15 protein-coding genes and 1 riboswitch are annotated in these 20,116 nt (G+C 36.3%); of the genes, 4 read left to right on the forward strand and 11 right to left on the reverse strand.

The annotated features are described in order from the left end of the window. Positions 1-341 precede the first annotated feature (341 nt). Both AB5M32_RS04305 and AB5M32_RS04310 read right to left on the reverse strand, forming a co-directional pair. Positions 342-2,402, reverse strand: a complete 2,061-nt coding sequence (locus AB5M32_RS04305; RefSeq protein WP_178285863.1) for a heavy metal translocating P-type ATPase — start codon at positions 2,400-2,402, stop codon at positions 342-344. A 385-nt stretch (positions 2,403-2,787) separates the two neighbouring features. Next, positions 2,788-3,966, reverse strand: a complete 1,179-nt coding sequence (locus AB5M32_RS04310; RefSeq protein ID WP_178285861.1) for a carbohydrate binding domain-containing protein — start codon at positions 3,964-3,966, stop codon at positions 2,788-2,790. A gap of 315 nt (positions 3,967-4,281) precedes the next feature. On the opposite strand from AB5M32_RS04310, the gene AB5M32_RS04315 reads away from it, so the two are divergent. Further along, a complete protein-coding gene (locus AB5M32_RS04315) occupies positions 4,282-5,751 on the forward strand; it encodes a MarR family transcriptional regulator (protein ID WP_256736353.1) in 1,470 nt (489 codons plus the stop codon). Between the two features lie 81 nt (positions 5,752-5,832). Here the strand turns inward: AB5M32_RS04315 and asnS are convergent, their stop codons facing one another. From asnS to AB5M32_RS04345, 6 genes are all read right to left on the reverse strand, one after another. Continuing rightward, positions 5,833-7,131, reverse strand: coding sequence for an asparagine--tRNA ligase (gene asnS / locus AB5M32_RS04320; RefSeq protein ID WP_010718497.1), 1,299 nt, complete (start codon positions 7,129-7,131; stop codon positions 5,833-5,835). A 36-nt stretch (positions 7,132-7,167) separates the two neighbouring features. Next, the gene (locus AB5M32_RS04325) at positions 7,168-8,358 is read right to left on the reverse strand and encodes a pyridoxal phosphate-dependent aminotransferase (protein WP_053766602.1); all 1,191 of its coding nucleotides are present in this window, start codon (positions 8,356-8,358) and stop codon (positions 7,168-7,170) included. 19 nt (positions 8,359-8,377) lie between these two features. Then, the gene (locus AB5M32_RS04330; protein ID WP_342081831.1) at positions 8,378-8,899 is read right to left on the reverse strand and encodes a DUF5590 domain-containing protein; all 522 of its coding nucleotides are present in this window, start codon (positions 8,897-8,899) and stop codon (positions 8,378-8,380) included. Between the two features lie 77 nt (positions 8,900-8,976). Then, entirely contained in the window at positions 8,977-11,757 is a 2,781-nt protein-coding gene (locus tag AB5M32_RS04335; protein WP_025480124.1) for a helicase C-terminal domain-containing protein, read from the reverse strand. Between the two features lie 283 nt (positions 11,758-12,040). Beyond that, positions 12,041-12,241 carry a cold-shock protein gene (locus tag AB5M32_RS04340; RefSeq protein WP_005875554.1) on the reverse strand — a complete coding sequence of 67 codons (201 nt, stop codon included), beginning with the start codon at positions 12,239-12,241 and terminating at the stop codon, positions 12,041-12,043. 443 nt (positions 12,242-12,684) lie between these two features. Continuing rightward, positions 12,685-13,791, reverse strand: a complete 1,107-nt coding sequence (locus AB5M32_RS04345) for a hypothetical protein (protein WP_010737935.1) — start codon at positions 13,789-13,791, stop codon at positions 12,685-12,687. Between the two features lie 232 nt (positions 13,792-14,023). Here AB5M32_RS04345 and AB5M32_RS04350 point away from each other — a divergent pair, with 232 nt between their 5' ends. The 3 genes from AB5M32_RS04350 (at position 14,024) to AB5M32_RS04360 (ending at position 17,079) form a co-directional block, all read left to right on the forward strand. Beyond that, on the forward strand, positions 14,024-14,146 hold the full coding sequence (locus AB5M32_RS04350; RefSeq protein ID WP_010718502.1) for a hypothetical protein: 123 nt from the start codon (positions 14,024-14,026) through the stop codon (positions 14,144-14,146). A 124-nt stretch (positions 14,147-14,270) separates the two neighbouring features. Continuing rightward, the gene (locus AB5M32_RS04355; protein ID WP_368024344.1) at positions 14,271-15,578 is read left to right on the forward strand and encodes a serine hydrolase; all 1,308 of its coding nucleotides are present in this window, start codon (positions 14,271-14,273) and stop codon (positions 15,576-15,578) included. Positions 15,579-15,879: 301 nt separating this feature from the next. Continuing rightward, positions 15,880-17,079 (forward strand): YdcF family protein, encoded by a 1,200-nt coding sequence (locus AB5M32_RS04360; protein WP_010718504.1) that lies wholly within the window; start codon positions 15,880-15,882, stop codon positions 17,077-17,079. A 62-nt stretch (positions 17,080-17,141) separates the two neighbouring features. Here AB5M32_RS04360 and AB5M32_RS04365 read toward each other — a convergent pair whose 3' ends face one another. From AB5M32_RS04365 to AB5M32_RS04375, 3 genes are all read right to left on the reverse strand, one after another. Beyond that, positions 17,142-18,434 carry a voltage-gated chloride channel family protein gene (locus tag AB5M32_RS04365; protein WP_088745564.1) on the reverse strand — a complete coding sequence of 431 codons (1,293 nt, stop codon included), beginning with the start codon at positions 18,432-18,434 and terminating at the stop codon, positions 17,142-17,144. A 49-nt stretch (positions 18,435-18,483) separates the two neighbouring features. Beyond that, positions 18,484-18,551, reverse strand: a riboswitch (Fluoride riboswitch). Positions 18,552-18,593: 42 nt separating this feature from the next. Next, entirely contained in the window at positions 18,594-19,241 is a 648-nt protein-coding gene (locus tag AB5M32_RS04370) for a FusB/FusC family EF-G-binding protein (protein WP_178285855.1), read from the reverse strand. Between the two features lie 248 nt (positions 19,242-19,489). Beyond that, on the reverse strand, positions 19,490-19,993 hold the full coding sequence (locus tag AB5M32_RS04375) for an HD domain-containing protein (RefSeq protein ID WP_010737939.1): 504 nt from the start codon (positions 19,991-19,993) through the stop codon (positions 19,490-19,492). Positions 19,994-20,116 lie beyond the last annotated feature (123 nt).

The following is a 20,116-nucleotide window of genomic DNA, read 5'->3' on the forward strand; positions in this document are numbered from 1 at the left end:
CTGAAGGATGTAAAAGAATTTTCAAAAAATTAGATCAAACAGTTATTTTAATATGCTTACTTTCTAATCAAAAAACAACAATAGGTAGTACAATTCAAAAATCGTCGCTTTTACATAAAAAAAGAAATTCCCCTTTCATCCGAACAGTCATCAAGCTGACGAATAAAGGAAAATTTCTTTTCTATTAATCAATAACAAACAAGATACACCTATAGAACTTCATTTTAAACACGCATATAAATAGTTTGGTTAAAGATTTTCACTTATTTTCTGATAATCCTACTCCGTAGGCAAGAAAAGTTCACTTTAACGATGCTTGTGTTTAGATCAACAGTCGATCGTTAGAGTTTTAAACATCTCATAGCGTTTAAGACTGCTAGTACAGTGACACCTACATCAGCAAATACGGCATCTCCCATTGTGGCAATCCCGAATGCGCCTAAAATTAAGACAACACTTTTGATCCCGATCGCAAAGATAATATTTTGTTTAACGATTTTCAACGTTTTTCTTGATAAGCGAATAGCATCTGCGATTTTTCCAGGTTCATCATTCATGATCACTACATCAGCCGCTTCGATTGCTGCATCACTTCCAAGACCTCCCATCGCTATTCCGACATCAGCTCTAGCTAGCACAGGTGCATCATTGATTCCGTCACCAACAAACGCAGTCTTTTGCGATGCGTTCGTGAGGATTTGCTCTAATTTAGCCACTTTGTCTTGCGGTAAGAGCTCGCTATAGACCGTGTCGATTCCTAATTCATTTCCAATATGTGTCGCAATTGCTTGTGCGTCCCCGGTAAGCATCACAGTTTGTTTAACTCCAAGTTTTTTTAGTTTTTGTAAAGCTGCTTTTGCATCTTCTTTGATGGAATCTGCAATCACTATGCTTCCAACATACTGTTGATCAATTGCCACATATACTAAGGTACCAACTGCTTGATTGACTGGAAAGGCTATATTGTATCGAGTGAAAAGTTTATGATTTCCTACTAAGACTACTTTCCCATCCACAACTGCCTTGATTCCTTCGCCTAAAACTTCTTCCATTTGATCCGTGGGTAATAATGCTCCTTCATAATCAGCTAAAATCGCTTGTGCAATCGGATGTGTCGAATATTGTTCTACACTTGCAACATATTGCATGAATAAAGGTTCAACCATAGTAGTTTCAATTGATTGAACAGAAAAATCACCTTTTGTCAGAGTTCCTGTTTTGTCAAAAACCATGGTGTCTGTATGAGCTAATAATTCAAGGTAATTACTACCCTTCACTAATACACCCATTTTACTAGCTCCACCAATCCCTCCAAAAAAGCTTAAAGGTACCGAAATTACTAAAGCACAAGGACACGAAATCACTAAGAACGTCAAAGCTCGGTAAATCCATTCATCAAATCCTGTATTTGATAACACAAGTGGTGGTAAAATGGCTAATAAAACAGCTAATACTACTACCACTGGCGTGTAGTAACGAGCAAATTTAGTGATGAAATTTTCTGCTGGTGCCTTTTTACTACTTGCATTTTCTACTAATTCGAGCAATTTACTAATGGTTGAGTTTTGATAATTTTTTTCTACTTCAACAACTAATGGTTGATTGATATTGATAAAACCACTTAATACTGACTCTCCTTCAAAAACTTCTTTTGGAACCGATTCTCCCGTTAATGCAGAAGTGTCAACTAATGACTGCCCACTGATGACTTTCCCATCTAATGGTACTCGTTCTCCTGGTTTGACAAAAACATGCTCCCCAATCATTACTCTTTCTGGCTGGGTTGTCACCAATCCAGCTTCTGTTTCAACATGAGCCACTTCTGGTCGAATCTCCATCAATGCACGTATCGATTTTCTTGATTGGTTGACTGCAAAGCCTTGGAAATATTCACCTACTTGATAAAACAACATGACCGCTACTGCCTCTGGATATTCACCAATCAACATCGCACCGATCGTTGCGATTGCCATCAAAAAATTTTCATCAAACAATTGACCTCTCGTAATGTTTAATGCAGCTTGTTTAATAACATCAAAACCAATAAATAAATAGACAAGTAAAAATCCAATAAAACGAATCGGTTCAGCTGGAGCCCAAATAAACAAGCCTAATAAGCCAATAGCTGATAGGACAATACGAATCAGATCCTTTTTTTCTTCATTTAATGTTGAAGTCACTTCTTCCATCTCTTTTACCTCAACTTCTGGTTCTAATTCCTTGATCACTTTTCTAGTTTCAGTTTCGATTTCACCTATCTTATCCTGATCTGCGTCAATCGTTAATTTACCTACAGCAAAGTTAACATTTGCTTGCTTTACCCCATTGATTTCGTTGATTCTTTTTTCGATTTTCATTGCACAGTTTGCGCAATCCAATCCTTCTAATCGATAGCTTTTCATGCTCTGACCTCCTCACTTTAAACATGAACGTTTATTCATGTATAATTATATATGAGTGGTCACTCATTTGTCAAACTAATACTTCTTCTATTTTTTATCAATCAAAAAAGCATTACCTTTACAATAAAAAAAGCGACTCATAAAGTGAAAACCATATCATCCATTGTAAGAGTACAGGAGTGTCACAAATAAAAAAGAACTGAACAACGGAATCTACACTTGTCCTTACCCGAACTAATCCATACCTAATAGCTATCTTATCAGCAATTAAAAAAATAAGCATTTCTCCTATTTGATTAAAACTCCCCCACTAGCCAAACGAGTGAGGGAGTTTTTTTATTGTTGTCGTATCTCTTCATCCTAAGCGATATCTATTTTACTGGGATTATTCCACTTCTATAGTCGCTAGTAGTTGTTGGAAACTATTCGTAGTACTTGTTCCTGGTCGATTACCTACTAATTTAACTGAAATGATATCGCCAGCAACCACGCCTTTACTGTAAGTCACCCGAACAGTCTCATTCATTTTTTTGACTGATGAATAGTAAGCTTTTCCTTTATAAGTTTCCGCGATATATGCATCATTTTTATAAAGTACGATTCGATTGTCTTGCTCAAATATTTCTCGATCAATATCCATCACTACTTTATTTCCAACTACTTGAATATCTTTCACGATCTGATCATATTCAGTCGCTGCTGATTCCAATTTTTTCTCGACTACATAGGTTTCTAACAATACTTTACCTGCAGAGCTTTGACCAGGTGAACCAGGTGCTAAATAAACTTCAATTTTTTCGCCTTTGTTGCCTTCAAACGCACGACGTATCTTTACTAGTTCGTCTGTTATATCTTTATAAGAATAGTATGCTTTACCATTATACGTTTCAAAATAATAGTTACCATCCAAATAAACCATCAGGCGTTGTTTGCTATTAAATTGTTCTGGCGTTAAGTTTAAGTAGATATATGGTTGGTGACTTTCTACTCCAACAGATAACAAAGTATTTTGGGATGTGTCATCTTCTGATTGGACATCGATATTTTTAAAAGTTGCCCAACCATTTCCCGTAGAAGAAAAACGGATAATATATGTATTGTCTTTTTCTGGTGTCGTAAAAGTAAACGAATGTCTTTCCCATTGTTCATTATTATGTGCCGATTCTTGTAAAGAAACAAATTCTTCTCCGTGATTCAATGTACCAAACTCGACTTTACTCGGAAAATTTTTGCTTCCCGCAGCGTCATAAGAAAATGTGTAGGTCGTATTGAGTTGTAATTTCACATATTGATGGATATTTTCGCCCAACATTGCTTTCACATAAGAAACCCCATTTTCGGTTACCAGTGTTGGATTGTTCGATTCTGGGTTTGACACGATCCAATGATCTAAACCAGCGTTAAAATCCCCGTTACTGATAATCGAATCCTCAACCACTTCTTTCAAGTTATCACTGATAGCAATAGCTTCCTTGCCTATGGTTGTTGCATGTACGCCTATAGAAGTTCCTAAAGACAGACAGGCAATGCTTGCGACAAATACCTTGTTCATGTTATTTTTCATTCTATTTTCCCCCACTAATTGATTTCTGCTGTTACGATTAGGTAACGAGACTCATTCTATATTATCTCTGGAGATACTCTTTTATTTGCCTTATATTTTCATGAACATTTTATTTTAAAAACTCTTTTTTTCACAAAAAAAGAAATAAATCGCCGAATCCCCGTTTTTCATCTCTCTATTTAGCAATCCTGCTAATGTTTACTAATTTTTTGGAATTGTCCATAATTTTTTTTTCCAAAAAAAGAAATTATCATTGCCGATAGCAGCTATTTCATTAGTACAATCCTTATAACGAGTAAGGAGGTTCCAACCAAGATGAAAGCGATATTATCCAAAAAACATTATATCCAATTAATTATTTTAGAAACATATTTAGCAAATGGACAAGTGACCGTTCAACAACTAGAAGAAACAACCCAAGCAACCAAGCAAACGATTCTTAAACAATTGAATGAGCTGGAAAATCGTGGCTTTTTTCAAGTGGAAAAGAAAAAAGATCATTTATTGCTGAGAAAAAATAAACCAATCAGCTATAGTGAAGTATACAGTTATATTTATCAAGATTCTGTACAGATTCAATTTATTTCTCTGGTTTTTTCTTGTCCGTTTATAACAACTTCGGAAATTTTAAAAAAACTAAAAATCAGTAAATCTCAATTTCGCCGTATCAAAAAACAAGTAGCTGATTTTTTGAACTGCCATGATATTTGTCTGACTGACTCTCCTTTCTACTTTACAGGAGATTCATCTAAACTATATCAGTTTTTTTATGTCTTTTTCTCAGAAAAATATCACGCTAATACTCAATATATTCTTCCGAAAGAACAATTAATTCTTGATCAACTGTTGCAAGCATTTACCGAATTGCCCAACTTCTCTACTTCTCAAGAACAACAACGATTAAGTAGCTGGATCTGGGTGATTATTAAGCTTAGTGTCCATATCCAAAAATCAACGACTTATTATAAATCAGCGGATAAAAATGCAATATCCTCAGCAACTTCACCATTTGATGATTCACGAATCGTCATTGATTATGCACACTTCAAAGAAGTATTCAAGCTTTCATATACGGGTGTCGTCCAATCAAATCTCTTAACATTTCAGTCAATGATGAAAGAACCAAAGCTTTCACTAGAAATGCAAGGGAAAAAGCAATCCTTGATTCAGTTGACAACTGAACTCTACAAGCTATTTGGAGAAAATAAAGAAATTGAGCTCCATTATTCGATCGATCAATCACTAACTTTGTCTGGAAAAATCAAATATTTGTTAAATGATCAAAAAAAACGATTTGTGATTGAATTTTTTAAGCAAAATGGGCGCTTTTCTGCCCATACTGCTAACCGACTGTTACAAAAATTGATCACTTTCAGAAATGAAATAAATGATGATCCTTTATTTTATGAATGGCTCTATCTTACAATTATCTATGATAAACACTTAAAGGAACTTATTAGAAAAAATCAACAGAAGAAAAAAATTGGTCTTGCTTTTACCTACGACCAAGTACATAGTGAATTACTGATTACGCTTCTTAAAACGAAATTGAATGAGTACGCAGTTTTTGAAATCATTGATGTCCAAGATTCTGTAATGAACGATCAAAATGCAGATTCCATCGATTACTGGATTTCTAATCTTCCAATAGCTCCTCAGAAAAACTGGCTACTTTTAGACAATTATCCTTCGCTAAAAGAGATTCGTACCTTAGAATTGCTTCTTCAGCAATCAACGATCCAACCATTAATCGAAGCTTTAAAAGAACCATTACAAACTGACTAAGTTATAAAAAAAATGCAGAAAGTTAACCTCCTAAGAGGCCACTTTCTGCATTTTTTTGTGGTTGAACCAGCTATTTCATTTTTATGGATAGATACGGTTTAACAAACGTGGGAATGGAATTGCTTCACGCACATGGTCGATACCTGCGATCCAAGTAACTGTTCGCTCTAAGCCCAATCCAAATCCAGAATGTGGCACTGAACCATATTTACGCAAATCAAGATACCAAGAATATTCATTTTCGTCTAAACCATGATTTTTGATTTGTTCTAATAAGAATTCATAATCCGTTGCCCGTTCACTACCTCCAATGATCTCACCGTATCCTTCTGGTGCGATCATATCGGCACAGATCACTACATCTTCACGAGTTGGATGTGGTTTCATATAGAAAGGTTTGATTGCTTTTGGATAATTCAAGATAAATACGGGTTGTTCAAATGAATTGGCAATGAATGTCTCATGCGGAGAACCAAAATCATCGCCCCACTCAATATCATCAAACCCATTTTTCTTCAATAATTCAATCGCATCATCATAAGAGATACGTGGGAATGGTAACTTCGTATAAGTTTTCAATACTTCTTTGTCTCGTTCCAAGACATCTAATGCGTAATCACAGTGATCCAATACATTTTGTACTAAGAAAGCAACATATTGTTCTTGGACCTCTAGACTTTCTTCTTGATGTGTAAATGCCATCTCAGGTTCAATCATCCAAAATTCGATCAAATGACGACGTGTTTTTGATTTTTCTGCACGGAATGTTGGACCAAAGGAGAATACTTTACCAAAAGCCATCGCTGCAGCTTCCATATATAATTGACCACTTTGTGATAAGTACGCTTTTTGGTCAAAATAGTTCGTTTCAAATAAGTCAGTCGTTCCTTCTGGTGCAGAACCAGTTAAAATTGGAGGATCGATTTTGACAAAGTTATGGTTATTAAAGAACTCATATGTTGCACGAATAATTTCATTTCTGATTTGCATGATTGCATGTTGTCTGGAAGAACGTAACCATAAATGACGGTGATCCATCAAAAAATCAGTTCCATGTTCTTTAGGTGTGATGGGATAATCATGACTTTCACTGACAACTTCGATTGTCTTAATCCCGATTTCGTAGCCAAATTTTGAACGGCTATCTTCACGGATTTCTCCGGTCAAGATAATTGATGTTTCTTGGTGAAGATTTTTCGCTAATTGAAATACTTCTTCTGGAACTTCACTTTTCACAACTACTCCTTGAAAATAAGCTGTTCCATCTCTTAGTTGTAGAAAAGCAATTTTTCCGCTTGAACGTTTATTTGCTACCCAAGCGCCAATCTTTACTGTTTCTCCTACATGATTTTTCGAATCAATGATTTGAATTGTTTCCACTTATGACTCTCCTTCGCTCTACCTTAATTATTAGGATTATATTTGACTTTTACTCTCAATAAATTGCGCAATACGTCGGACTGCTTCTTCCAAAGTTCCAAGATCCGTTGCATAACTTAATCGCACATTTTCTGGCGCACCAAACCCTTCACCAGTTACTAAAGCAACACCCGTTTCCTCTAATAGATCTTCTACCCACTTCGTGACATTCTCATAACCGCACATAGCCAACGTTTCTTTTACATTCGGAAACAAATAAAAAGCACCTTGTGGTTTATTAAGTGTCACTCCAGGTAAGTTTGAAACAAGTGGATATAAGATATTTAGGCGTTCTTCAAATGCCAGGCGCATTTCTTCCACTGGATCTTGCTCACCAGTCAACGCTTCAATCGCAGCATATTGACTGACTGCTGTTGAATTACTTGTTGATTGAGAAGCAATTGCAATCATCCCATCGATGATTTCTTGGTTCCCCAAAGCATAGCCGATTCTCCATCCCGTCATTGCATAAGTTTTTGAGACCCCATTGATGATGATCGTTTGCTTACGAATAGCTTCAGAGATTGTTGCAATTGGAGTAAACTCATTGCCATTATAAACTAAACGTCCATAAATATCATCTGCAACTATCAAAATATCATGTTTGACAGCCCATTCTCCGATTGCTTGCAGCTCTTTTTGATCATAGATCATTCCTGTCGGATTCGAAGGAGAATTGATGATCAATGCTTTCGTTTTAGGGGTTCGTGATGCTTCTAGCTGGGAAACAGTTATTTTAAATCCATTGTTTTCCTCGCCTTTAACAAATACCGGTCGACCTTCTGCTAATTTTACTTGCTCTCCATAACTTACCCAATAAGGTACTGGGATAATCACTTCATCTTCAGGATCTAAAATCGTCTGAAAAAGGGCATATAACGCAAATTTTGCACCATCCGTTACAATTGTTTGAGAAGGTTCATAGGTGATCCCATAGTACTCCTTGATATAATCGACAATTGCTTGGCGTAGTTCAGGAATCCCTGCGCTCGGCGTATAGTAACTTGCTTTGCCGTTTCTAATTGCCTGAACCGCCACTTCTTGGATATTTTCGGGCGTTGCAAAGTCAGGTTCTCCGACCGTTAGACTTAAGATATCTTTTCCTTGTGCTTTCAAAGCTTTTGCTTTTGCTGCTGCAGCAAGCGTCACAGAAGGTTCTAATTGTTGTACTCTTTTTGACAGCTTCATCCTACTCATCCTTTACAAATTATATTCCAGTGATAGTTTTTATTTCTTTCCCTGACTCGAAAGAAAGCAAATAATAATTGAATTGATCCTTTGAATTTTTTCCAACAACTTCCCAGACAGCTTGATTATCGTACATTCCTAGTGAAGCTTTTTCGATTTTGACTTCTGGATGAGCTTGAGCAATTTTTTCTTTTGCTTCTTGTTCAGTTATCCCATCTTTTTGAGCTAATACTTTGACCTTTTCGCCCGATTTAGGAATAATGACCGCAATTTCTTGCCCTTTATCGTTTTTACCAGTCAAAGAAAAGTAAGTATGATTCCGAGTAAACCAATAAAAGTGATCTGCTTCTTCAAGTCCTGCGTATTTTTTAGCAATCTCAATTGCTTCTTGTTTGGCTTGCATCCTTGGGCGGCTCGCACGTAAATAAAAAATCGAACTAAATACGATGATCGCTAATAAAGCGATAATCAACCCTAGTAATACATGATTAATTGTTTTTTCTTTCGGAGATTCTTGCTTTTGTTTTGATTGTTTCTTCAAGGATCGTCGCTCCTTTTATATTCGCTAAGTTTTATTATAGCAGATTTTTCATGCGAAAATAGATTGTCTGAAGAAGTTTATTCTTCGTTTTTCTTTAAGAATTTTGGGATATCTTTGCAAATATCGTCCAATGTTTCTTCTTTGATCGTAATATTCTTCGGTAAGGCCTGCAAGATCCGATTACTGTATTTCGCAGACAGTAATCGACGATCCAGAATCAATAAAACGCCTCGATCTTCTTCACCACGAATCAATCTTCCTAAGGCTTGTCTCAATTTTAAAGCAGCTTTAGGGATCGATTCTTGATAGAATGGGTTGATTCCTTCTGATTCAAGATAGGTATTCCTTGCCTTCACCATCGGTCGTAACGGATTGTCAAAAGGTAAGCGGGTAACCACGACAATCTGTAAAGCATCCCCCGGTAAATCCACACCTTCCCAAAAACTATCAGCTCCAAATAAAACACTCATTTCAGACAGCATGAATCGTTTCAACAATTTCTGTCGGCTACCGCCGATCCCTTGGGCTAAGATTTCCCGTCCTTGCTCTAACATGGATAAATGAATCGCCTGATAAACTTTTTGTAAAATATCATGTGACGTAAACAAAACCAAGATTGGTCGCTTTTCTTGTAAGATCAATTGAGACAACGTCTGAGACAAATAGTCCACGTATTGTTGCTGATCAACTTGACTAATTGACGGTGCTTCTTTGGGTACATAGATACGGGCTTGTTTTTCGTAATCATAAGGAGATGCGATCACTTTCAATGGTGTACCTTCAATTCCTAAACGTTTCGCAAGATACTGACGATTCGGTCCCACTTTAAGCGTGCCGCCAATATATAAAATATGCGTGTAGCGCGGATACCAAACTGTTCTTTTCAGTGAGGCTGCCTTGAAATCGTGAAGATGAAAAATCGTTTGTTGCGCCGTTTTGTTGGGAACAAACCAATGGATCAAATTTTCATGCCAATCTTCCAGCCACTGTTCCATCAAAGTTGCTTGCTTTTCCATTTGATCGAATAATTGATAAAGAGTGGCTAAATCAATGCGCATTTGTTTCGTCCAGCTTTCTTGAATGATTGTCAAACTTAAGCGCATTTGGTCTTGTAGTTGTTTGATTTCACGATAAAACACATGGAGATGGTCAATTGCAAGGCTCGACTCAAATGGTAACTGCGAAAGCATTTCTTGAGTAACCATCATTTCTTCTGGATACTGACCGTTTGTTTGCTTTGCCGCAAATTGATTCAGTCCTTCTGCCAGAAAAATTTGCGCTTCGTTAAGTGCGTTTAACTCCTCTTGGTAAATCTCTAACCAACGTTGAACTTCGTGGTTTTCTGGTAAATACGCTTTGATCCGGTCAAACAAATGATCCGATTCGTTAAACTGTTGGATTTGTTTGAAAAAATACGCAATACTTAAGCGGCGATCATTGACTTTCTCTGCAATATCAGGCAAATGATGCGCCTCATCGATCAATAAATATGGACTCTCTGGTAACAATGGTCGCTTTCTTTGGGTTTCTTGGACTAAAAAGGCATGATTCACAATCAAAAAATTGCTTTGCTGGATCTTTCTCTCTAAAAAACGAACAAAATCTTGTGCATAAAACGGTTGATTTTTAGCTAAAAATGAAGTCCCCCGATGGGCAATCTCACTAAAGAGAAGATGATTCAAGTTGGTCAAATGCAATTCGTCTAAATCACCGGTTTTCGTTTGAGTCAACCAAACAAGGATTGCCATTTGGTAAAGTAAATATTGTTTTTGTTCTTTTGGCGCTTCAAGGGTCGCTTTGAACCTTTGCAAATCGATATAATGGCGATAACTTTTAATCACTGTTGCTTGAATCGGCTGATCCAACAATTGATTTAACAGTGGGATATCTTTTTCCAAGATCTGTTGCTGGAGTACCAGTGAGACAGTACTGATGATCGCCGGCTTTTCAGGAGTGGCTAAATAACTGAGTGGGAGTAGATACCCGATCGTTTTTCCCATTCCAGTAGCGGCTTCAATCATCAAATCTTTGGACTCATCTTTGGTAAAATGGTCGTATACTGCATTCATCAAGCGATTTTGTTCCTTACGATACATCAATGTTTTCCCAAATATCTTTTCTTTAGCTTGTTTCTTTCTAGGATAAACTTGCTCGTTGTAATGAATGCTGGTATAAAGATCTACTTCTTTTTTTTGCAAAGCTAACCCATCGATTATCTCTAATTCTTCGTTTAACGGCTGAGGTTGTTCTCTCATCTCTTCCATCACACTTTGAATAAATCGACTTGTATCCATTCCAGTTTGCCCACTTAATGCATAAATGGCTTCTAATGTGACTAATGGTAAACGGCGCATCCGTTCTTCAATCAATAGAAGAAGTTGGGCAGTCACTTCGGCATCACTATCAGCTTGGTGTGGGTTTTCATGAATAAAGCCTAGACTCTCTGACAGATCAGCCAATCGAAAGCTTGGCTCACTTGGCAAGAAGATTTGAGCTAATTCAACAGTATCGATGCCAGGAATCTTTAATCCCGGTGTTTGGCACCTTAATAGCTCCTGATTAAGAAAGTTATAATCAAAATAAATATTATGAGCAACAAAAATCGTATCCGCCAACAGATTATAGATGGTTGCGGCCACATCTTCAAAATAAGGTGCTTGTTGGACACGACGATTGGTAATTCCTGTCAGATGTTGGATTTGTTTGGAAATCTTGCGTCCGGGATTAATATCAATCGAAAAACGAGAAGTGATTCGACCACCTTCAATCATGACACATCCAAATTGGATAATGCGATCTTCTTTTGGATTTGTCCCAGTCGTTTCAATATCGACAACTGCATAAGTTTTTGATTTCAAATTTACTTCCTCTTCTCTTGCCTTTAAATGTTCTCTTGCGATTATACTACAATCACAAGAAAATTTCTTAATCTCTCTTTCCATTTGTGAAAAAAACCTTTATATTATTGGTTTACTTTCTAAATCATCTGATCACCTTAACTGCCGGCTGATTACTCAACTATCTGTTGATGCAGAATCAATTCTACTTATCTGAAGAACGTATTTAACTTTGTGATTGATCCAAAACAAAAAAGCTCGACAACTACAAAGTAGTTATCGAGCTTTTATTCAAATCAATTAATTAAGCTTTAACAACGTTAGTTGCTTGAGGGCCACGTTGACCTTCTTCAACGTCAAAGTTTACTGTTTGACCTTCTTCAAGAGTTTTGAATCCGTCGCCTTGGATAGCTGAGAAATGAACGAATACATCGTTACCGTTTTCTGCTGTAATGAATCCAAAACCTTTTTCTGAGTTAAACCATTTTACTGTACCTGTTTCCATAATAAAAATCCTCCTTGTGTTTCAACACATATTTTGCAATTACTTGAATGGTGTATATCTGGAAGATGTTTATTTGAAACATGCCACAGATTACCGAACAAAAACTACACTCTTAATATATCATATCGGTTACAAAATAGCCACTATTTTCCCTTCTTTTTTTCCTTTTCATCTGGTGTTTTCTGACAAAAACGAGAAAAAGAGTGATATCTCTGTATTCCGTCCTAACAAATATGGAATCGTTTCCTTATAATTCAGACTTTCTCTAACGATTTTTTTTGATAAGATTCCCCATAAGAACGATAGTTGATAGTAAAATAACACCAGTTGAATTGATTTCTTCTACTTTTTATTTTTTAACCATAAACAAGACTGAGGAAAAAATTTCCCCAGTCGTGCTCTTTCATTTCTTTATTCAAAATGCAAAATCTCATGGCACTCTATTAGTAACGAAGGATTGCTACTAAACTTTTCTCATCTGGTGCCTCTTTTTGTTCAAGAATGACTACTTGTCCTCCGTTCATGATGACATTATCTGCCAATTCATTTAAAACTTGACGGCGATCATACTCTGTTTCTGGATCTTCTCCAAATCCATCCACTAAGTTAGACGTAGCAATAAACAAGTGAGAAATTTTCCCTTCTTTAGCAGCTGGAACGATATCCACTAGTTGATCGATAAATTTCTTATCTAACAAACGATTATACCCTTCTGCTTCTTTCGCAGCTAATTCCTCAGAGAGTTTTTTAGCTCCTGCTTCGATTTCTTTTAACGATAATTGTGCAGGTGAGGCAGAGATCGCCACATCAGAACAATAGTACGGATTTTTAGCAATTTTTTTGAACATCGTTTGGTTTTCCGGTAATGCAAAGAGATAAATTGGGCGTTTTTCAGGATTGTCAAAGGTATCCTTAAGATAATCATCAACTGCTTGATAATAATTGACCCAGTCGATCTCTACTTCCTCATCTTTTGGATTGACACCATGAAACGTAGCTCCCTCACTACCATTTGAAGTATAGTTTAATCCGCCACCTGTTAACTCAGAACCTAAAGCTGTTACTACATCTTTCGGTGCATCTTCCGGTAATTTTACTTCAGTTACTTGCTTATTGTTTACTTCGTACAACTTCATTGAATCACGATTCAATCCTAGTAGATAATAAGCGTAGTTAAAGTGACTATTTTTGATAATCGCTAGAAGATATGGCAGATCACTCACATAATATTGGTCATCTACAGGAATACCTAAGCGATGGATATACGTATGTTCTGGAGATAAGATGACAGCAACGCTTGTTGTAGCGCTTCGCCAAAATGAAGCATCTTCTAACAAACTAGTGATTTTTTCTTGGAACAAGGACCAGTCATGTTCAGCATATTTTTTTTCAAACCGTTTTTTTGCTTCTTTCGCAAAATTTTTGAACTTGATTTGATCTTTTTCTACATCTTGATGTGCGACATGGGTGTTCAACATAATCGTGACGAATGGGCCTGTAGCACCTTCTGAAGTCAGCTGTGACAATAATTCTTTCGCCATTTTTGTCATAATCGTATCCCTCCTAAAAAAAGTCATTCCTTTACTATAAGTAAAGTCTACCACAACAAATTTTTTCGAGATAATAAAACGAATTTTAATAAAACGACTTATTTCTATTTTTGTTTTATTTAATTAATTTCATAATTATTTCATACTTTACTCAATCATTCTTTTGATTTCTTAAAAAGAAATTCAATTCTTTTTGCTATACTAATAGAAAATAAATGAATGAGGTGATCACATGCACATATTCATGATCTTCAGTTTATTAACCCTAACTGCTGTTACTATTTTTGTTGCTTCTCGATTGAATGAACCAGAAGTGCAACCGGTAAAAATTCGTAGCAAAGATCAAGAGAAGTAACCACTTTTCTCCTTTTTCTATAAATATCTTTTATTATGTTTTTATCAGAAATATTGAAACTACTCTATCTCTTTGATAAAATTTTAATTTATAGGAAAACTATTAGAAAACAAGGAGAAAATAAATGCCTCAAAAAAAATTACGATTGTTCATGTTATTAACAAGTTTGATCTTGTGCCTCACTGCGATTTTACCAATCACAGCAGTTCACGCTGACGAATCATTCAAAGTCAATGCAAAAGCCGCTTTTGCTGTTGATGCAGGGAGTGGTAAGATCCTTTATGATCAAGATGGAGAAAAACCAATGGGAATTGCTTCAATCACCAAAATAATTGGTCTTTATATCGTTCTTGATCAAGTAAAAGAAGGAAAACTGACTTGGGATGAAAAAGTGCCAATTTCAGATTATGCTGAAAAATTGAGCGTTGTTCCTGACTTGTCAAACGTACCTTTGCACAAAGAGAACAGCTATACGGTCAAAGAACTTTTTGATTCAGCCTTTATTCAATCTGCTAACGCCTCAATGGTAGCTTTAGCCGAAAAAATAGCTGGCAGTGAAACAAAGTTTCTTGAATTGATGAAAAAACAATTAAAAGATTGGGGTATTAACGACGCAACGATTGTGAACGCCTCTGGATTAAATAATTCCTATCTCGGTGAGAATCGTCCTGAAGGTACCTCGGAAACAGAAGAAAACCAAATGTCAGCCAAAGATGTTGCGATTGTTGCCAGACACTTGATCTTAGATTTCCCTGAGGTATTAAAAGTGACAAATACTACTAATGAAACGTTTGGTGAAGGGACTCAGTCACCTGTCGAAATGGTGAATTGGAATTGGATGCTTTCTGGGTTTGTTAACTACAAAGAAGGCGTAGATGGTTTAAAAACTGGTACAACTGAATTTGCTGGTGCTTGTTTTGTTGGAACGATCAATAAAGAGGGTAGACGAGTCATTACGGTTGTTTTAAATGCCGATGACCATGCAACAAATCCAAGTGCCCGCTTCAACGAAACCGGACGTTTAATGGATTACTGCTATGATAATTGGTCAATTAAAGAACTTGGAAAGTCCAATGCAAGTATTCCAGATTTAAAAAACTTAGCAGTGAAAGATGGCAAAGAAACTTCAGTAGCTGTTGCCTTAAAAAATCCTGTAAAAGTTTGGGTAAGAAATGGTATGGATACTGGTAAATTAAAAATTACTCCTACCCTTGATAAAAAAGTCGTAACAAATGATCAAGTAGCAGCCCCCGTCAATAAAGGTATGAAGGTAGGGACAGCAACGATTACCTTAGCCGATGATTCACTGGGCTATTTGGAGGACAATAAAGAACCAACCACAGATATTATTACTGCTAAATCAGTTGAAAAAGCAAATATCTTTGTGATTGGTTGGCGACATGTTACTGATTTTTTTAGTAATTTGTTCTAATCCAGCTAAAATACCAACAAGTAGAACGTAGAATTTTAAGTACACCTCTTAAGTCAGAATGTCATTGTCTAACTTAGGAGGTGTACTTTTATCTAACAATCCTTGCTACATGCCCCAAGTTTTCCTTTTTTTAGTTTTTAATTTTTCAGAACAGCTTTTTTTTCTAATTTTAGCTATAATAGTAAAGGCTGTGTCAATTTTATTGATTTTATCTTTCAATCAATCGTTTTTGCGTAAATTGGTATCAACCTAAACAAAACACGTTTTATTTCGTGTTCATTAAACGAAAGGAGTTAATTCTATGAATTTGACAAGAGACCTGACTTTCTTGGTTCTCTATGTTTTAGGGTTTACCGGTATTCTTTATTGGCGCCGTCGTCAAAGTGATCCTGCTCTGTTCTTTTATTGTGGATCTTGGACATTTATGATGATGGTCACTTACTTCATTGTTTTGGAAATTTTTTATTCCACCTTTTACTTTTTGATCCCACTTGTTTTTTTCAGTATTTTTGCATTCTCCTATTTTACTGAAAAACGCAAACTATTGAACGGGGTATTGTTCAATTTCTTTTTAATTAGTTTTGGTGGCTACTTAGTCACCTTGCTGCTTGAAACACAAAATATTTTTATTGGTGGTTTATTTGCAATAATTGCTATCCCCGTTTTGTTGATTTTGTTATTTGGCGTCTACATTTTGATCGTCTTTTTATTTTGGAACGGGTTATTAGTTTTAAAAAGAGAATCTCGCTCATTAGCCAATCTCTTAACTTTATTATTAGCAATCTTTTTGACGTTATATACTATATTTCAAATCTTCTTTATCCAATATTTCCCACAATGGTTCAATGTATTATTCACGGCTGTCCCATTGATTCTGTTTTATCTTTTTGTGGTTTTCTATAACTTTATAACCGTTTCTTTTTTGTATCAGTTCAACCGTCCACGATACAACCAAAATTACATTATCGTTTTAGGGGCTGGTCTACTCAATGGCGAAACGGTATCCCCTCTTTTAGCAAAAAGAATCGACAAAGCGATCGCCTTTTATTGGGCACAAAGTAAAGCAACCTTGAACCCGCCTATTCTATTGATGTCTGGTGGTCAAGGATCAGATGAAAAAGTGCCGGAAGCAATTGCGATGAAGCAATATGCTTTAGCTAAAGGCATTCCTGAGAGAGATATCTTGGTGGAAGCCAATTCAAAGACAACTTTAGAAAATATGCGTTTTTCTAAAGAACTCATGGATCAACAAACTGGTGGGCCATATCGAGCGATTTTCACTTCTAATAATTACCACATCTTCCGTGCAGGTCTTTATGCAAAGCAAGCTGGTTTAAAAGCGGATGGAATCGGAGCGAAAACTGCCTTTTACTACTTGCCGAATGCATTTTTGCGAGAATATATCGCCATCTTGGTTCTGCACAAAAAAAGACACTTGATCGTTGGTGGCTTAATCGTGCTATTTACCGTATTATTCGCAGCTTTGAGCATCTTTATTTAAATAAGGCATTTGGGTGCCCCCCAAATGCCTTTTACTTTTTGTAATCTTTCCTTTTGCAACAACTATTTTCGTGTTTTCGTTCTCCCCTTAGATCGCTCAGACTGTTTCTGACTTCCCATCATTGGCAGGAAAAGAATTCCCTTTTTCACTACTACTTTTTGTGCTGAATAAATTCCACTATTACCAGAACACATGAAGCTCACCAGACAGATCATAAAGAAATAACTGGCTGCTTGTCCACCGAACAATTCGATTCCCATAACAAAACAAGCAATGGGTGTATTTGTTGCTCCTGAAAAGACGCCAATGAATCCCAAAGCTGCTAAAAAAGGAATGGACACATGTAAGATTGGTGCTAGAGCAGCACCTAATGTCGCTCCGATTTCAAATAAAGGAGTTACCTCTCCACCTTGATAACCAGCACCTAAAGACAAGACAGTAAATCCAAGCTTTCCAAGAAAATCATAGAAATGGGCGGTACCATTAAAGGCATCAGTTAACAAAGGCAAACTGAGCCCCAAATATCTTTGGGTTTGCAATAAGAGCGCTGCGATGACGACCACAGCTCCGCCAATAAAATTACGTAGAACTGGACTAGCCATTCTTTTGGCATACCAAGTTTTCAAAAAAACGATCGAACGACTAAATACCCAACCAATCAGACCAAAAGCAATGCCTGCAACGAATAATTTAAAGAAAAGAGATACATCCCAATTTGGAATCGTCCCCATAGGGTAATGGATATGTTTCACCCCAAAGCTTTCAGTCACAAAGTTAGCAAACAGTGCTGCAAAAAAACTTGGAAATAAGGCTTCTGTTCTAACTTTTCCAATTGCTAAAACTTCTAACCCAAATAGTGTTCCAGCCAGAGGCGTACCAAAAACGGAACTAAAACCAGCACTGATCCCGCTGATCACCAATAACTCCCGTTCAACTTTATTTAACCGAAAGAGACGGGCTAAATTTTCTGCTAAAGCGCCTCCCATTTGCACAGCTGTTCCTTCTCGTCCGACAGAACCACCAAATAAATGGGTGGTAATCGTTCCAAATAACGTTAAAGGAATCAGACGTAAAGGAATTTTTTCCTCCCCACCATTTCCTTGATCAATCACTAAGTTATTTCCTCTACCAGAATTTCCTCCGTACTTACTATATAAAAAAGCAAAAATTCCACCACTTACTGGTAAAAGAAACAACAACCAGGGTGAAGCAAGGCGTATATTAGTAACCCATGTTAAACTATTGAGAAAAAAGGCTGATAAACTCCCCATAAAGATTCCCAATAACAATGTGATTAATAGCCACTTGACCATGTATACGACGACCCTAATTGGATCAGGTAATCGATTTTCCATCTCTTTTCCTCCTCAAAAAAAACGCCTACTAAAAAAAGGGGTATCCCGATTCTTAGTAGGCGTCATTAGTTATCTTAAGATTAACGTTTAAAGGCGAACACCATCACCTATTCACTTCATCAATTAAAATAGCATATATTTATGAAAAATACAATGAAATTATCCTTCTTTTTTTACAATCTCAGTAAATTCATAAAAAGGAGTCAATTGGACTAAATTGTGGTTACAATGCTCACTATCATGGCAAATATAGTTTCCTTTTTTCGTATAGGTGCCATCTGAATTCGATTTTGTTGTTGCTAAAAAGAGTGACACACTCGAAGTTTTTTTACAAATCGTACAAATCCCTTTCGTGATGGTCGGGGATAAAGTCCCGCGAATACCGTTTAACTTCCCTGATTCATCATAATAAACAAGAAATTTTTTCTGGATACCAGGATCATTCCATCCAATATAGGTGTGTTCTCTTAAATCCAAATGATTCCAATCAGGTTGTTTTAGCTTTTTCACTTTTCGGAATAATTTTTCGATTTGAGCTTTCGAAGGTTGCTCAAAAGGTTGAACTGATTCTTTTAATTCTTCTAATAAGCGTTCAGCAGTTTCTTTGGTCAAAGAAGTATCTAAGATGTTTTCTAAGAAAAGGTTCATCCTTTGTGAGGGTTCTACTAGTTCCTCTATTCTCTCCACAGCTAATGCTTGGACCGTTTCGATCGTTTTAGAATCGTTTACTGAATGATAGACTGATATTAATTGTTCGACTTCTCTTTTAATAAAATAATATTGATAAGGTTTAATTGTTTTTTCCATGACTTTGAGTCCTTTCTTCTTTCAAGTGAATGTACTTTGAAGAAAAGAACTTCAACAAAGTACGTTAGTTAAAGCTTTTCCACTCTTTTAAATAAGATCCATATGGCATCTTATCATCACCCCCTTTAAGTTTGTTTCAACAACTTGTACTTGATACAAAGTAAACCGTAAAAATCATGGTTCGTCAATAAAAAAAAACCTGAGAAATTTTATGAAATTTCTCAGGAAGAATTCTTAATCACATCGTATTAAATCGATTGTTCTTTGCCGAAATATCTTTGCCATTTTTGTTTCATCGAAGCAGTCATCGGCTGTGCTGCTTCTTTGACAGCACAATATTTGTCGACAAACGTCACAATATAGCTTTCTTTATACTTAGGCGGTGCGATCGTAGCGCCCCACATATGTTTTAAGATGATATCACGCTCTAAATCGGATAGGTCAGTAATTTTTTCTGCATTTTTCACTGCGATCCTTGGATGGATATAAGCATGCGTTCCTTCATCAAATTTTGTTGTACGCCAATCATAGTAGAAAAGATCATGCAAAAGACCTGCACGTGCGGTTGCTTTTGCATTACCGCCCCATTTTTTGGCTAATTTATAACTATAGTAAGAAACACTAAGAGAATGCTCTAATCGAGTGGAGTGGACATGTTGTGTATAATTGGCTAATTTCTTCACTGCATCTGTTGCTAATAGATCTTCTACATAAGACATGTATTCTTCGTCTTCACGCCATTTTTCTGTCATAATTATTGATCTGCCACCTTTTTTGAATTTCATTTTCCTTTGAAATTGATCCTAGTATACCATTAGTGTTCGGAATATTCTAGTGAGGTTCCATCAAAATGTAGAAAGCTTAATAGTTCCTTA

Source organism: Enterococcus sp. C57, assembly GCF_040887305.1.
Lineage (GTDB): Bacteria > Bacillota > Bacilli > Lactobacillales > Enterococcaceae > Enterococcus_B > Enterococcus_B hirae.

Bases quoted from the DNA above. Each gene is read 5' to 3' on its own strand.
- AB5M32_RS04310 (WP_178285861.1), bottom strand. From the start codon at position 3,966: ATGAAAAATAACATGAACAAGGTATTTGTCGCAAGCATTGCCTGTCTG.
- AB5M32_RS04305 (WP_178285863.1), bottom strand. From the start codon at position 2,402: ATGAAAAGCTATCGATTAGAAGGATTGGATTGCGCAAACTGTGCAATG.
- AB5M32_RS04355 (WP_368024344.1), top strand. From the start codon at position 14,271: ATGCCTCAAAAAAAATTACGATTGTTCATGTTATTAACAAGTTTGATC.
- AB5M32_RS04370 (WP_178285855.1), bottom strand. From the start codon at position 19,241: ATGGAAAAAACAATTAAACCTTATCAATATTATTTTATTAAAAGAGAA.
- AB5M32_RS04325 (WP_053766602.1), bottom strand. From the start codon at position 8,358: ATGAAGCTGTCAAAAAGAGTACAACAATTAGAACCTTCTGTGACGCTT.
- AB5M32_RS04345 (WP_010737935.1), bottom strand. From the start codon at position 13,791: ATGACAAAAATGGCGAAAGAATTATTGTCACAGCTGACTTCAGAAGGT.
- AB5M32_RS04360 (WP_010718504.1), top strand. From the start codon at position 15,880: ATGAATTTGACAAGAGACCTGACTTTCTTGGTTCTCTATGTTTTAGGG.
- AB5M32_RS04365 (WP_088745564.1), bottom strand. From the start codon at position 18,434: ATGGAAAATCGATTACCTGATCCAATTAGGGTCGTCGTATACATGGTC.
- AB5M32_RS04340 (WP_005875554.1), bottom strand. From the start codon at position 12,241: ATGGAAACAGGTACAGTAAAATGGTTTAACTCAGAAAAAGGTTTTGGA.
- AB5M32_RS04315 (WP_256736353.1), top strand. From the start codon at position 4,282: ATGAAAGCGATATTATCCAAAAAACATTATATCCAATTAATTATTTTA.
- AB5M32_RS04350 (WP_010718502.1), top strand. From the start codon at position 14,024: ATGCACATATTCATGATCTTCAGTTTATTAACCCTAACTGCTGTTACT.
- AB5M32_RS04375 (WP_010737939.1), bottom strand. From the start codon at position 19,993: ATGACAGAAAAATGGCGTGAAGACGAAGAATACATGTCTTATGTAGAA.